Here is a 14,623-nt window from a genome sequence, read left to right as displayed (position 1 = left end):
GCCAGCGACCGGGTGAACGGCAGATCATGCCTTACGACTGGCTATAACTCAAAGGAATGTTATGCCGGACTCGGTATTCATTATTGTTGGACTCATTGCCGTATCGACGCTGGTTCTTCTGGTCCTTCTGGCCAAGATGTTTCGTAAAGCCGGACCAAATGAAGCCCTGATCGTCTACGGTTTTCGTGGGCCGCGTGTCATCAAAGGACACGGCTCGGTGATCTTCCCGCTCATGGAAAGCTGCCGCGAGCTCTCGCTTGAACTGATGTCGTTCGACGTCGCTCCGCAGCAGGACATGTACACCAAACAAGGTGTCGCCGTAACCGTAGAGGCCGTGGCCCAGATCAAGGTGCGCAGCGATCAGCAGTCGATCCTTACAGCCGCGGAGCAGTTCCTGACCAAGACACCCGCACAGCGCGAAGGTCTGATCCGCCTGGTCATGGAAGGCCATCTACGCGGCATCATCGGTCAGCTCACGGTGGAGCAGATCGTCAAAGAACCGGAGATGGTTGCCGACCGCATGCGCTCTACCTGCGCTGAGGACATGAGCAAGATGGGCCTGGAAGTTGTCTCGTTCACCATCAAGGAGGTGCGTGACAAGAACGAATACATCACGAACATGGGCCGACCGGACATTGCACGTATCCGTCGCGACGCCGAAATCGCCGCAGCAGAAGCCGAGCGCGATACCGCCATCAAGCGCGCCAATGCTCTGAGGGAAGCAGCCATTGCCAAAGCCGCTGCCGACCAGGAGCGTGTGATCGCCGAAACCGCCTCGATGGCCAAACAGGCCGAGGCGCAACGCGACCTCGATATCCAGAAGGCGCAGTTCACTGAACAGAGCCGCCGCCAGGAAGCCCAGGCCGACAAAGCCTACGAGTTGCAGACCAACGTCATGCAGCAGCAGGTGGTCGCTGAGCAGGTGAAGGTGCAGCAGGTGGAGAAGGAACAGCAGGTGAAGGTGCAGGAGGCTGAGATCCTGCGTCACGAGAAGGAGCTGATCGCGACGGTGCTCAAGCAGTCTGAGATCGAGCGTAAGCGCATCGAAAACCTTGCCGCCGCCGAACGTGCCCGCCTGGTCGCCGAAGCTGAAGGCCGCGCCTCTGCCATCCGTGCGCAGGGTGAGGCGGAAGCCGCCATCATCTTCCAGAAGGGTGAGGCCGAAGCGAAGGCCATGAACGTGAAGGCCGAGGCCTATCAGGAGTGGACGCAGGCCGCCGTTGTCGACCGCCTGATCTCGAATATGGCTGAGGTGGTACGCGCCATGAGCGAGCCGCTCTCGAAGGTGGACAAAATCACCATCGTCTCCACCGGCGACGGCAATAACCTGGGCGCGAGCAAGCTCACCGGCGAGATGACCAAGATCGCCTCGCAGGTGCCGGCGCTGTTCGAAGCCCTGAGTGGTATGAACCTGAGCGACTTGATGAGCAACGTGAAGCAGATGAAGCCTCGCGACAACTCTCAGGGCAACACCCATGCGTAAGCTATAAAGTCCGCGGGGCCGCATCAAGCGGCTCCGCAGACTCCGATGGAAGGAGGAACCCATCATGCCGCTACTGGAAAGAGTCACCACCCTGCTGCGGGCCAATCTCAACGACCTGATCGATAAGGCCGAAGATCCCGAAAAGATGATCAAGCAACTCCTGCTCGATATGGAAAACCAGTTGCTCCAGGTAAAGACCCAGGTTGCAATTGCTATTGCCGACCTGCACCTGCTGGAGAATCGCAAGCGCGAACATGAAGAGTCCGCTGCCGGCTGGCGCCGCAAAGCCGAGCTGGCTATTGGACGCCACGATGAGGATCTGGCACGCGCCGCATTGGATCGCAGCCTGAGCTCACAGCAACTGGCTATAAGTTTCAACCAACAGATTGAGGATCAACAGGTAGAGCTGGACACCATGCGCAGCGCCTATCTGCAATTGCAGGCGCGTATGAAAGAGACGGAAGCACAGTGCGAACTGCTAATGGCCCGCAATCGCCGGGCCCGTGCTGTAAGCAAAGCTACCGCAGCTCAGACAAAGATCGCCGATGGAGCGGCTTTACGTTCGCTGGATCGGATGAAGGCGAAGATCCTCGGACAGGAAGCCGAAAACACCGGAGCACAGACCGTGCTCGGGATGAATACGGTAGAAGACCGCTTTCATAAGCTGGAACGCGAAAGCCAGATCGATGCATTGTTGCTGGAGCTAAAGGAGCAGCAACGATTGCCGGGGTAGTCGATGTACTGGTGTCTCAGACATCCATCCTTTTTCGTTGTCGTCTGAGATAAGACGAAGCACTGCTCCCGTTGCCCCATTCTTTTGCGCAGCAAAAGGGTGGGGTATCGCGCTATGCGCGACCGCTTTGCAGACATTTCTTCCAGCCGGGGTGCCCCACCCTCACGGAGTTAGGGTGGGCCAGGAGGCCATAATTCCTACTAAGACACAAGCTTGTTTTGTTTGTCATCCTGGACGGATCTGCTTTCCGTTCCCCAGTAAAAGCAGATTTCTCCGCTCTGCTACGAAATGACAAAACAAAAAGCAGCTTCCAGCTGCGCTCGAACGTCCCATGTCCCCGAGGGACACCACCCCAACGAACAAGTTCGTTGGGGACCCCGGATATGGGGCACCTGGTGTATGGGCGATCCTGATATCCCGACTTCCCCAGCAATTTTCCATGTACACTTCCGGCATCACCGCTATGTCGAGTCTCCAGGACACTCTTATCCTCGAACAACAAATTGCGCGCCTGCAGGCGCTGCTCGAGGCTTCGCGTCAGGTGCACTCCACCATTCAGGCGAGTGAGGTGCTGCAGCAGACTGCGCGTATCGTTGTGCGCGAGCTCGAGATGGAAGGAGCAGTCTTCCTGGCGCCGGACGGCACAGCAATGGCCAGCTACGGGGAAGCACCCGAATTGCCCTTCGATGGCTGTCCTCGGTTCGCCCTGCTCTCGAAGGAAGGCGCCAGCCTCGCTACGCTGATCGTCGCCACACCACAGAATGCGGATCTCTCGCTGTACGAGCAGGATTTCCTTGAAGGCCTGGTGTTGCAAACCGCCGTTGCGCTGGAGAACGCAACCTTCCACGAACGCAATCTGCAGTGGGCTCGCGTACAACAGGACCTGGACGCTGCCCGGCAGATCCAGCGTTCACTGCTTCCCAAAGCCATGCCGCAGATTCCCGGCTTCACCATCGCCGCACGCTCCACCACCTGCTACGAGGTTGGCGGCGATTATCTGGACACCATCGAGCTCCCTGACGGATCGCACCTTATGGTCGTTGCCGATGTCGCCGGCAAGGGACTAGCCTCCGCCATTGTCGCCACCATCTTCCGTGCTGCCTTCCGGTCGCTGGCCAGTCGCGCGGTATCTCTCGCCGAGATGGCGGCACAGGTCGGCCAGCAGCACTACGATGAAGGCAGTGAAGCACGACGCCGCTATGTGACGGCGATTCTGCTAAGACTCGATCCCAGGACAGGCGAAGGAGAGATTGTGAACTGCGGCCATAATCCCGGCATTCTTCTGGAGCCGGATGGTAGCCTGCGCATGATCGAGGCCTCCGGACCTCCGCTGGGCATGTTGCCCGGCATGACCTATACGGCAGAACCGATCAACGTTCCCGCAGGCGCCCGTGTGCTGCTTTACACCGATGGCCTCAGCGAGGTCTTCTGCGGCGAGGATGAGTTTGGCAGCGAGCGGCTGGCGACGGCCTTTCAGCAGCTTGAGACACGCGATCCGGAGGCGATGCTCGACGCAATCTGGGCGGCGCTCGCCGCCTTCTCCAACAACGCACCACCAACCGATGACATGACCGGCCTGGCCCTCTGCCATCTTGAGGCAGCAACCGCATGAAGAACGGAAGCGCCGTCGAAGTAACCCTGCCCTCCGAGCTCGGCTTTGAAAAAGTAGCCATGAGCACGGCCGCAAGCATGGCCCAGCTGATGGGCTTCAGCCCCGACCGTATTGAAGACCTGAAGACGGCCGTTGCCGAGGCCTGTATCAATGCGATCGAGCACGGCAACCAGATGAACGACACGCTCTCCGTAGGCGTGATTCTGTCACCCGGCGAAGATCATCTTGAGATCAAGGTTATCGACGATGGAGCAGGCATGACACAACAACCGGCCCCACCCGATATCGACCGCAAAATGGCCGGCGAAGAGGACCCACGCGGCATGGGCATCTTCCTCATTCAGTCGCTGGTCGATGAGGCCGAGTGGCACCAGGGACCTCCGGGAAAGAGCTTCGTACGGCTGGTGATCCGCCTCGACAAGGAGAAGAATTAGCAATGCAGGCCCCGACTAAAGTTGCTACGCGGACAGCGATCGCTACCTCCGGAGCTCCGGTGACCATCCTCGCCTTTGCAGGCGACATCGCCTCCACCTCCAAAGAGCCGATCCTCGAGGCCTACGGAGCGACCGACGCGCAGAAGCTTCTGCTGGACTTCTCCGGAACCGAGTATGTGAACTCCTCCGGCATCGCCATCATCATCCAGTTGCTGCTGGATGCCACTAAGACCGGTGGCCGGACCGTCGGCATCTTCGGCCTGACACCGCACTTTCAGAAGGTCTTCACCATGGTGGGCATCGGCAAATACGCCACGCTCTCACCGGATGAAGCCACTGCCCTGGGCCTGCTCTAAGGACTTAACTTCCATGCCGCGCCGATCTCTTCTCGCGATCCTCCTGTTGCTGAGCATGACGGCGCTGCATGCACAAACGCCTGTTTCAGCTCCCGATACCGCCGACCCCGCCCATTTGACGTGGACCGGCATGGATCGGCCGCTGAACATCTCCTCGTTCTGGTTTACCAACTCCACCCAGGATGACCCTGCCTTCGCGCAGCCTGGCTATGACGACTCGCACTGGCGGCCGCGCAAAAGCGGTGAGACGCTGAAGGCCTACTGGCAACGGCCGTCACACGTGGTCTGGTACCGCGCTCATATCGAAGCGCCTGCCGGGATCAAGGACCTTGCGGTCAGCGTCAACGGCATCCATGGTCCTTTTGAGCTGTATGCAAACGGGCGTCGCGTCGGCGGCGCCGGCAGAATCGGCAATCCGGGAGTCTTTGGCGACATGGTTCCCATCGTCTATCCGCTGCCCGCGGATATCGCACCGGATGGCCACCTGGTGCTTGCTCTGCGCACCGGCATTCTGTTCACCAGAGATTCGCAACAGGGTGGCATCAGCACCGACTCATCCCTGCTTCTGGGTGCAGCCGCACACATCAACGACACGCGTTCCCTCTCCATCTTCCAGAGCCTGGCCAGCAATTACACCAACCTGGTGATCGCATGTATCGCCGGAATCGTCGCCCTGGGACTCTATCTCTCAGCGCGCGGACGGGAGTACCTCGACCTCACGCTGAGCTACATGACGCTGGTTGTCTACAACATGCTCGAGATGTGGGAGTTCACAAGGCCGATTCAGCGCAGCGGCTTTGCCCTGCTGCTCACGGCGCTGCTCGCTACTGCTCCGGTTATCTTCAATCTTGAGTTCATCCGCCGCATTCTGGGACGGCCGCGATGGAAGCTCTTCGGCATCATCCAGGTTCTGCTGCTGGTCAATGGCGTCGTCATAGAGAACCTTTTCGTGCTGGCGCCCCAGATATTTTATTTCCTGGTCCAGGGACTCTTTCCAACCGTTCTTGCGATCGGCACCTATGCACTTCTCGACTTCGTTGTTCCGGTAATCATCTACCGCGCATGGTGCCGTGGAAACCGCGACGCCGGTCTGCTTCTGGTCGCCGTGCTGCCGTCGTCCGTGCTGGTTCTTGCGCAGATTACGCGAAGCGTCCTCGTCCTCACGAAAGTAATCGCGGGCGGCAGCAATCCTCTCGAACGAGTTCCCGGCATCACCTTCAATATCGGCTGGTCTGAGGTTACGTCTTTCTTCGCCAGCATCGTCCTGCTGCTCTTCATGGTGCTGCGCACCATCCGTCTGGCACGCGAGAAGGCTGAACTCTCCGCGGAGATTGAGGCAGCACATAACGTACAAACGCTGCTGCTGGCGCGCGCCACGCAACCGACACCGGGATTCGCGGTCGAGACGGCGTACCGTCCGGCTTCAGAGGTCGGCGGTGACTTCTTCCTGATCTCTCCAGGGCAGGACGGCTCGCTCTTCGCCATCGTCGGCGACGTCTCCGGTAAAGGCATGCAGGCGGCGTTACGTGTTTCGCTGATTTTGGGCGCGCTGCACCGCGAGAGCTCGCGAGAGCCGTCACTCGTGCTGCAGAACCTGAACAGTGCGCTGCTCTCGCAAGGGGACATCGGCTTCACCACCGCCTGTGCACTTCTGGTGGAAAAAGACGGACGCTTCCGATACGCCAATGCCGGACACCTGAATCCCTATCTCGACGGAGAGGAGTTGCCGAGTGCCGGAGCTCTTCCACTCGGCATCAGTCCCGAGGCAGAGTACGACACCGAACAAGGACACTTGGCCACCCGGCAACGGCTGGTGCTGCTGAGCGACGGCGTGCCGGAGGCGCGTTCGGCCGCAGGCGATCTGTACGGTTTCGACAAATTGGTAACGCTGACACGCTTGCCTGCCAACGATATCGCCGAAGTAGCGCATGCCTTTGGACAGACAGACGACATTACTGTGCTGGCGTTGGCGCTTGCGTAGGTGTCCATGGACATCTTTCAACGCTAGCGAAAGAGTCGGTATTCGAGCTTCGCTCGAATACATTCACCGTCCTGATAGCCCGGGTGCCCCACCCTCGCGACGCTAGGGTGGGCAAGCAAAACCCAAAATTTCTTTGTAAACAACCGAATTTGCCCGCGCGATTCCTTAATTAACGTGGCTTTCGAACCCACCCTAGCGTTGCGAGGGTGGGGCACCCGGATTATTTGTCGAGTTAGAAGAAAAATGGGGGCAACGGAGCACTCGCCTCAACCCGCAGATTAGCCCGTGCCCGCTCACACATAAACCACGCAATCGCGATAGCATACATAGCTGGTATGAGTGAAAAACGCTGGGTCCTTTTGATCGCCTCCGAGGTTGGGGGCACCGAATCTGTATCCGACCGCGCCATGGGGCGTTTGGTCGAAGCCATCTCCGACGAGGGCTACGACGTCGTCCGTACGACGACCCCCGAAGATGGCCTGTCGCTGGTCATCTCGGACCCCTCCTACTCCGCGGTTCTGCTGGACTGGGACCTCGAAGGCGACAGCCAGTTCGAAGAGCGCGAGGCTGTGCAAATTCTGCGCGCCGTACGCCGCCACAACAAAAAGATCCCGATCTTCCTCATCGCCGACCGCACCCTGGTCAGCGAGCTGCCGATCGAGGTTGTCAAGCAGGTGCACGAGTACATCCACCTCTTCGGCGATACCCCGGCCTTCATCGCCAACCGTGTCGACTTCGCCGTACAGCGCTACCACGAGACCCTGCTGCCGCCCTACTTCCGCGAGTTGAAGAAGTACACCGACCAGGGCGCCTATAGCTGGGACGCTCCCGGGCACATGGGCGGCGTGGCCTTCCTGAAGCACCCCATCGGCATGGAGTTTCACCGCTTCTTCGGCGAGAACCTCATGCGTTCGGACCTCGGCATCTCCACCGCTCCGCTGGGAAGCTGGCTCGACCACCTTGGACCTCCGGGAGACGCCGAGCGCAATGCAGCCCGCATCTTCGGCGCGGACTGGACCTTCTTCGTCCTGGGCGGCTCGTCGAACTCCAACCAGATCGTCGGTCACGGCGTCATCGCGCAGGACGACATCGTCCTCGCCGACGCCAACTGTCACAAGTCCATTTGTCACTCGCTGACCGTCACCGGAGCTCGGCCCGTCTATTTCAAGCCGACGCGCAATGGCTACGGCATGATCGGCCTGGTGCCGCTCAAGCGCTTCAGCCCGAAGAACGTGAAGGACCTTATCGCGAAGAGCCCGTTCTGCAAGGGCGCGGCCTCGCAGGAGGCGACCTACGCCGTCGTCACCAACTCCACCTACGACGGTCTCTGCTATGACGTGAATCGCGTCGTGAAGGAGCTGGCCGCCTCGGTTCCGCGTGTTCACTTCGACGAGGCCTGGTACGCCTACGCCAAGTTCCACCCCATCTACAAGGGCCGGTACGCCATGGGCGTACCGGAAGATATGGCGAACCGTCCGGCGATCTTCGCGGTGCAGTCTACGCACAAGATGCTGCCGGCCTTCAGCATGGCATCGATGATCCACGTCAGCCTCTCGGACCGCGCCCCGATGGACTTCGACCAATTCAATGAAGCCTTCATGATGCACGGCACCACTTCGCCGTTCTATCCACTGATCGCCTCGCTCGACGTGGCAGCGGCCATGATGGATGAGCCCTCGGGCCCGACGCTGATGGAAGACACCATCCAGGATGCCATCAGCTTCCGCAAGGCCATGTCTTCGGTCGCACATCGTCTGCGCGCCACGGAAGATAACGGCGACGGCTGGTTCTTCCGGCTGTTCCAGCCGGAGTCGGTCACCGATCCCGCCAGCGGAGAAACGCATCTCTTCGAAGAGGCTCCGGACGAGTTGCTGGCCACTAATCCCTCCAGCTGGACGCTGAAGCCCGGCCACGACTGGCACGGCTACCAGGACGCCGATATCGCCGACGAGTACTGCATGCTCGACCCCACCAAGGTCACCATCCTGACCCCGGGTGTCGACGCGCAGGGCACCATAGCCGACTGGGGCATCCCCGGCGCCATCCTGACCGAGTTCCTCGACTCGCGTCGTGTGGAGATCGCCCGTACCGGCGACTACACCGTGCTGGTGCTCTTCAGCGTGGGCACATCGAAGGGTAAGTGGGGATCGCTGCTCGAGAACCTCTTCGAGTTCAAGCGCCTCTACGACAGCGAAGCTTCGCTGGAAGAGGCGCTGCCCGAGCTGGTAGCCCGCTTCCCGCAACGTTACCGCAACTCGACCTTGAAGGAGCTCTCCGACGAGATGCACGAGGCCATGATCGAGCTGAACCTCGCCGGCCTGGTCAACGCCGCCTGCGACGAAGACTTCGATCCCGTGCTGACGCCGGCGCAGACCTACCAGAAGCTCGTCCGCCACGAAACCGAGCGCTTGCCATTCGCCAAGATGGCCGGCCGCATCGCCTCCGTGATGCTGGTTCCCTATCCTCCGGGTATCCCGATGTCGATGCCCGGCGAGCGGCTGGGCGGACCCAACAGCCCGGTCATCAAGCTGATTCTGGCGATGGAAGAGTTCGGCAAGCGCTTCCCGGGCTTCGAACGTGAAGTCCACGGCATCGAGGTCGACGGCAACGGCAACTACTGGATGCGCGCCGTGATTGAGAAGGGCGTCCGCGGCAAGAAGAAGAAATCGCGTCAGTCAGCGGCGAAGTAAGACATAAAACCCACATCCTGCCGGGTGTGGGTTTTATGTTTAAGGCCAATCGCTCCGAGGCTTTTTGGGTTTGTCATCCCGTAGGGAACTGCTTTGTCTTACTTCTGGGCAGAGTAAAAAAGCAGATTTCTCCGCTATCGCTACGAAATGACAAACAAAATGCTTACCGCTACCCAACAACATTCTTCAACGAACCAATCCCCTGGATCCGCACTTCCACCGTGTCACCGCTCTGCATCGGCCCAACGCCGGCCGGCGTTCCAGTAGGAATCAGGTCGCCCGGCTCCAGCGTCATCACCGCAGTGATGTAACGCAGCAACTCCGGAATCGGGAAGATAAAGTCGTGTGTCTCACCGTGCTGGCGAACTTCTCCGTTCAGCAGCGTCTCCACGGTGATGGAACCCTGAAGCGGATTCACCTCATCGGTCACCAGAGGCCCCACCGGGCAGGAGGTATCGAAGCCCTTCCCGCGCGTCCACTGTCCATCGGCCTTCTGGATATCGCGCATGGTGACATCGTTCACGATGGTGTAGCCGCGGATGTAGCCGCGCACATCCTCATCCGGCCCGATGCGGCTGGCTCGTTTGCCGATGACGATGCCAAGCTCTCCCTCGAAGTCCAGGCGCTGCGTAATAGCCGGCTTCCAGATGGCACCACCCGGAGCCAGCAAGGCCGACGGAGGCTTGAGAAAGAGCAGCGGCTCCCTGGGTACGTCATTGCCCATCTCGGCGGCGTGGTCACGATAGTTGCGTCCTACACAGAGAATCTTCGACGGCTCGACCGGCGCCAGCAGCCTGGCTTCATCCAGAGCAAGACTCTCCGGCACGCCGTTGGCCAGGCCTTCAAAGCTGGAAGCACGGGCGACGATCCGGTCTCCTTCAATACGTCCATAGGTGGGCTGTCCATCGGCGACAAATCGGCAGTACTTCATCGCATCTCCTCCGCGACTGGTTCGCTCTTACCGCTCTCATTGCCGGCACGGTCCACCGCCGCAACGCGATAGCGATACTGTTTGCCTTTTATAGCCGTCGTGTCAGTAAACTGCGGCGCGGTGACAGGCATGGCAGTCAGGCGAAGCTCTCCGGAGTCATCCACGCGATAGACCAGGTATCCTGCCAGGTCCATCTCAGTTCCCGGCTGCCAGGAGAGAGAGATGCCTGACTCAGAGGACAGGGCCTCCACGGACTGCGGCACCGCCGGCGGCGTGGTGTCCCGCAGGATACCCGTATCCAACTCCGTGACTGCGCCTGCCACCCAGATCTCGTCCGTACCCAGCCGCAGACGGCGGCGCCGCTCAAGGCGATATACGTAGCGCTGCCCTGCCTCTGCCGTCGCGTCAACAGCACCGCCAGGGTCTCCCTGCGTTACAGGCACGGCTAGGACAGTCTGTTGTTGCTGCGCTTGCTTGCGCTCGAGCGATGTCTTCTTTTTGGGTTGTGCTTTATCCGGCTCGATGCGCTCGATCCGGACCTCGTCAAAGGGCGTGGCCGACGGTGTCCAGCGCAGCAATAATCCCGTGCCTCCAAGTGATGCCTGCAAGCCCTGAATCTGCTCCGGAGCGTCTCCGCCGGCGACCGTTACTGGCTTCGACCATCCCGCCGCGCGGCCACCCGCATTTGTGATGCGAACCTGGTAGTGCACCTCCACGGATGCACCAGAAGCAAGATTCTGAGGCAACGTGTCTTGTAAGTTGTTGATCTTACTTATTGGCATTTTGATCACAGGCGCACACTCTGATGTGCCTTCGCTGCGGCAGATTTCCACGTTGGAGTCGCGGTCCAGGGGCTCATTATCGGTTGTCGTCTTCGGGAGCGTGAGATGGAGCGTCACTCGGGTTCCCTGTCGAACTGCTGAAAGATCGTTAGGAACGCGCGCAAGATGAAGTGACGGTGGTTTTGGCGGCCCGGGATTCGCACAGCCCATTGCCGCGAAAAGGGAGCAAGATGCACATAAATAAGCTTTTCTTTGCTTTAGTCGCATCCGTCTCGAAACCAGCACCACCACCTAGAGACTAGCATTCCGTTCTTGGTGTTTCCGCCGTAAGAAATTTACTGACTGGCCAAAATCCGATGTTCGCGACATAACGTATCCCCTTGCAGGAGAGAAAAACGCATGTCCCTTACCGCATCCCTTCCGGAAGATCCCGTCTCCTCGGACCCAATTTCAGGCGCTGCCGAATCTAGCATTCAGGAAAAACGCCTTGGCGAACGGGTCAAGGCGCTGCGCCTGAAGAAGTCCATGGGCCTGGTAGAGTTGGGGCGCCACACCGGTCTCTCGGCGAGTTTCCTCTCGCAGATTGAGACTGGCCGCGTGGTACCGACCCTGCGCAATCTGGCACGCATTGCCCTGGTCTTCGCCAAAGACCTCTCCTACTTCTTCGAGCCGGAGCCACGACCGCTCTTCCGCATTCACCGCGCCAATGAGCGTGTGAAGATGCCGCAGTCCGGCACGGAGAACCCGGCCTACTATTTTGAAAACCTGGGATACCTGGTTCCCGATCGCCAGCTCGACCCCTATCTTGCCGAGTTTCTGCCACCGCAGCCGGGCCGCGAAACGCGCGCTCATCAGCACCCGGGACATGAGTTCCTGTATCTATTGCAGGGCCAGTTGCAGGTCACGCATGGCGGTCAGATACATCTGCTTGAAGCCCATGATGCGATCTACTTCGATTCCGGCACCATCCATAGCTACCAGTGCGTGGGAGAAACCCACGCCCGCGCTTTGATCATCAGCATGCAGGGAATACAGCAGGTGGATCCAGCACAGCGGCCGCCCACGAACGGACCAAACGGTTCCAGGCGGCTGTCTGTGGTGAATCGGCCGCAACAAAGCGCCTGAAGCATCAGGACCCGATGCTCCACCCGATTCGAGCTTCGCTCGAATGTCCACTCACGCTTCGCGCCCAAATGTGCGGATGCGCCTTCTACGGGATCAGCTTTTCCTGCAGGCCGCCGGAACCAACGGCAGACCCCAGGAAGAGCTCTTCCACATCGAGCCAGTTATTTACCCGCCGGTAGCCCTTGATCAGCTTGTTGTGCGGCGAGGTGAACAGGATGCCTTCGCCTTTGAACCGCCGGAACTGACGGGGATTATCGTCGATCAGATAATCCGCGTCGATGATTCCCTTGTCGCCGCAGAAGACGATATGAGAAGGCGGGAGGAAGGGGAAGTGGCGCTCCAGCCAGCGGAACTTCGCCGCGAACGAGGTGGGCACTTCCATGGCGGCCGAGGCGATAAAGACCTCATACCGGGCCTGCAGCGCCTGAATCACCCGCTGCGCATCTTGCATGATGGGCAGGTCGGCGAAGAAGTCCTCACTGGACAGGTACTGCTGCAGCACATGGTGGCGGTCGACCGAGACGACGTCCCAGAGCCACTTGCCGGTGAGATCTTCTTTCGTAATCTGCTCAGCGTGGTCGCGGTTGTAGCGGGCAATGTGCTCACCGAGCGTGTCCGCCATCACCTCGTCCATATCGATTGCGATTCTTTTCAGCGACATAGAACTTCCCTAACGATCCTACCGCGCCCCGCCTGTGCAGGAAACCTCCGGGGTGTTAATGGGGCTCCTGCGGCCGGTGAATAAACTGCATCGGAGCGGTAACCGATACATCCAAACCCTAGCAACGAACCCTATTTTTGCCGGAACTTATGAGCGCTACAGCGACCCTGGACGAAACTACCTCCGCGCCTGCCGCCCCAGCACAGCCATGGCGTCCCAAGATCAACCCCTGGGTCATCGCCATGACGGTCACACTGGCCACGTTCATGGAGGTGCTGGATACCTCGATCGCCAATGTGGCGCTGCCGCACATCGCCGGTGGCCTGGGAGCCAGCCAGGATGAAGCGACCTGGGTACTGACCGCCTACCTGGTGGCGAACGCCATCATCCTGCCCGCCGGCGCCTACATGACGACCTTCATCGGTCGTAAGAAGTTCTACATGATCTGCGTGGCGCTCTTCGGCATTTCGTCAGCCCTCTGCGGTCTGGCGCCCTCGCTGCCGCTACTGGTCTTCTTCCGCATCCTGCAGGGTGTAGGAGGCGGAGGTTTGGCGCCATCGGAACAGGCCATCTTGGCCGATACCTTCCCACCCGAGAAACGAGGGCAGGCCTTCGCCATGTATGGCCTCGCCGTGGTCGTGGCTCCAGCCATTGGACCGACCCTCGGTGGATGGATCACCGACAACTACGACTGGCGATGGATTTTCTTCCTCAATGTGCCGATCTGTCTGGTGTCGCTCTTCCTTACAAGCCGCATCGTGGAAGATCCGCCGTATGTCCACAAGCAGGTCGCCGAGGCACAGAAGGGTGGCATCAAGCTCGACTTCCTGGGCTTTGCCCTGCTGGGGATGACCTTCGGTTCGCTGGAGTTCGTGCTCGATAAGGGACAGGAAGACGACTGGTTCTCGTCACGCGCCATCACCTTTTTCATCGTGCTCATGGTCACCGCCTTCATCACCATGATCTGGTGGGAACTGAAGCAGCTTCGCACCGGTCACCGGCCGATCGTGAACCTGACGCTCTTCAAGCGTCCCAACTTCTCCATCAGCTTCATCCTGATGTTCGTTCTTGGCTTCACGCTCTACGGAACTACCATCCTGATTCCGCAGTTCGTGCAGACGCTGCTTGGCTACACAGCAGAGCTCGCCGGCAAAGTACTGTCACCCGCGGGCTTCATGATGATGGCGATGATGCCGGTTGTCGGCTTCCTTTCAAGCAAGGTCGATCCACGCAAACTGATCGCCTTCGGCTTCACCTCGCTGACCCTATCCCTGATCAACATGGCAAGGCTGAACCTGGATGTCAGTTATGGAACGCTGGTCATCATGCGTATGTTCCAGGCCTCCGGTCTCGCCTTCCTGTTCATCCCGATCAATACGATCGCGTACATCGGCGTGAAGCAGAGTGAGAACAACGACGTCTCCGGTCTGACGAACCTTGCCCGAAATGTGGGTGGAAGCTGCGGTACCGCCTTTATGGCCACCATGCTCACGCGCCGCATCGCTGCGCATGAGAACTCGATGATCCGCAACCTGACACCTGGCGATAGGAATTTCATGGACCGTGTGCACTCCTTCGCCGACTCCTTTGCCGGTGGCAACGGAGGCTCGGACTCTCAGGGGGCACTGCATACGGCTCAGGCTTATATCTACAACCTGCTGCACCGTCAGGCATCCGCTCTGGCGTACATCGACGTCATTCGCTACCTCACGATCTTCTGCGCTCTCATGCTGCCGCTGCTGTTCCTGATTCCGCGGCCGCCGAAGGGCGCCAGCCCATCGGCAGGACACTAAAACCACAGTTCGAGATCCCATTCATTGCGGGATCTTCGAGCA

At 59.7% G+C, this 14,623-nt stretch carries 12 protein-coding genes; 9 read left to right on the top strand and 3 right to left on the bottom strand.

All coding sequences use genetic code 11. The annotated features are described in order from the left end of the window. The first annotated feature begins 61 nt into the window (after positions 1-61). From AB4Y89_RS17845 to AB4Y89_RS17815, 7 genes are all read left to right on the top strand, one after another. Positions 62-1,483, top strand: a complete 1,422-nt coding sequence (locus tag AB4Y89_RS17845; RefSeq protein ID WP_442302293.1) for a flotillin family protein — start codon at positions 62-64, stop codon at positions 1,481-1,483. A gap of 64 nt (positions 1,484-1,547) precedes the next feature. Continuing rightward, the gene (locus AB4Y89_RS17840; RefSeq protein WP_442302292.1) at positions 1,548-2,216 is read left to right on the top strand and encodes a PspA/IM30 family protein; all 669 of its coding nucleotides are present in this window, start codon (positions 1,548-1,550) and stop codon (positions 2,214-2,216) included. A 439-nt stretch (positions 2,217-2,655) separates the two neighbouring features. Next, positions 2,656-3,828, top strand: coding sequence for a PP2C family protein-serine/threonine phosphatase (locus tag AB4Y89_RS17835; protein WP_442302291.1), 1,173 nt, complete (start codon positions 2,656-2,658; stop codon positions 3,826-3,828). Further along, on the top strand, positions 3,825-4,262 hold the full coding sequence (locus AB4Y89_RS17830; RefSeq protein ID WP_442302290.1) for an ATP-binding protein: 438 nt from the start codon (positions 3,825-3,827) through the stop codon (positions 4,260-4,262). Before AB4Y89_RS17835 ends, AB4Y89_RS17830 begins: the two co-directional genes overlap by 4 nt. Before the next feature lie 2 nt (positions 4,263-4,264). Further along, positions 4,265-4,618, top strand: a complete 354-nt coding sequence (locus AB4Y89_RS17825) for an STAS domain-containing protein (protein ID WP_442302289.1) — start codon at positions 4,265-4,267, stop codon at positions 4,616-4,618. A gap of 13 nt (positions 4,619-4,631) precedes the next feature. Next, positions 4,632-6,599: a SpoIIE family protein phosphatase gene (locus tag AB4Y89_RS17820; protein WP_442302288.1), complete on the top strand. Its 1,968-nt coding sequence runs from the start codon at positions 4,632-4,634 to the stop codon at positions 6,597-6,599. 335 nt (positions 6,600-6,934) lie between these two features. Beyond that, entirely contained in the window at positions 6,935-9,289 is a 2,355-nt protein-coding gene (locus tag AB4Y89_RS17815) for an Orn/Lys/Arg decarboxylase N-terminal domain-containing protein (RefSeq protein WP_442302287.1), read from the top strand. A gap of 169 nt (positions 9,290-9,458) precedes the next feature. Here AB4Y89_RS17815 and AB4Y89_RS17810 read toward each other — a convergent pair whose 3' ends face one another. Together AB4Y89_RS17810 and AB4Y89_RS17805 are read right to left on the bottom strand one after the other, a co-directional pair. Then, positions 9,459-10,220: a fumarylacetoacetate hydrolase family protein gene (locus tag AB4Y89_RS17810; RefSeq protein WP_442302286.1), complete on the bottom strand. Its 762-nt coding sequence runs from the start codon at positions 10,218-10,220 to the stop codon at positions 9,459-9,461. Then, on the bottom strand, positions 10,217-10,966 hold the full coding sequence (locus tag AB4Y89_RS17805; protein ID WP_442302285.1) for a fibronectin type III domain-containing protein: 750 nt from the start codon (positions 10,964-10,966) through the stop codon (positions 10,217-10,219). The genes AB4Y89_RS17810 and AB4Y89_RS17805 overlap by 4 nt, the downstream gene beginning before the upstream one ends. A gap of 435 nt (positions 10,967-11,401) precedes the next feature. Here AB4Y89_RS17805 and AB4Y89_RS17800 point away from each other — a divergent pair, with 435 nt between their 5' ends. Next, positions 11,402-12,127, top strand: coding sequence for a helix-turn-helix domain-containing protein (locus AB4Y89_RS17800; protein WP_442302284.1), 726 nt, complete (start codon positions 11,402-11,404; stop codon positions 12,125-12,127). Positions 12,128-12,212: 85 nt separating this feature from the next. Here AB4Y89_RS17800 and AB4Y89_RS17795 read toward each other — a convergent pair whose 3' ends face one another. Next, positions 12,213-12,788, bottom strand: coding sequence for a 5' nucleotidase, NT5C type (locus AB4Y89_RS17795; RefSeq protein ID WP_442302283.1), 576 nt, complete (start codon positions 12,786-12,788; stop codon positions 12,213-12,215). A 149-nt stretch (positions 12,789-12,937) separates the two neighbouring features. Here AB4Y89_RS17795 and AB4Y89_RS17790 point away from each other — a divergent pair, with 149 nt between their 5' ends. Beyond that, positions 12,938-14,581, top strand: a complete 1,644-nt coding sequence (locus AB4Y89_RS17790; protein WP_442302282.1) for a DHA2 family efflux MFS transporter permease subunit — start codon at positions 12,938-12,940, stop codon at positions 14,579-14,581. Positions 14,582-14,623 lie beyond the last annotated feature (42 nt).

This window comes from Terriglobus sp. 2YAB30_2, from assembly GCF_052114765.1.
Lineage (GTDB): Bacteria > Acidobacteriota > Terriglobia > Terriglobales > Acidobacteriaceae > Terriglobus.
This window is presented reverse-complemented; position numbering and strand designations above follow the sequence as displayed.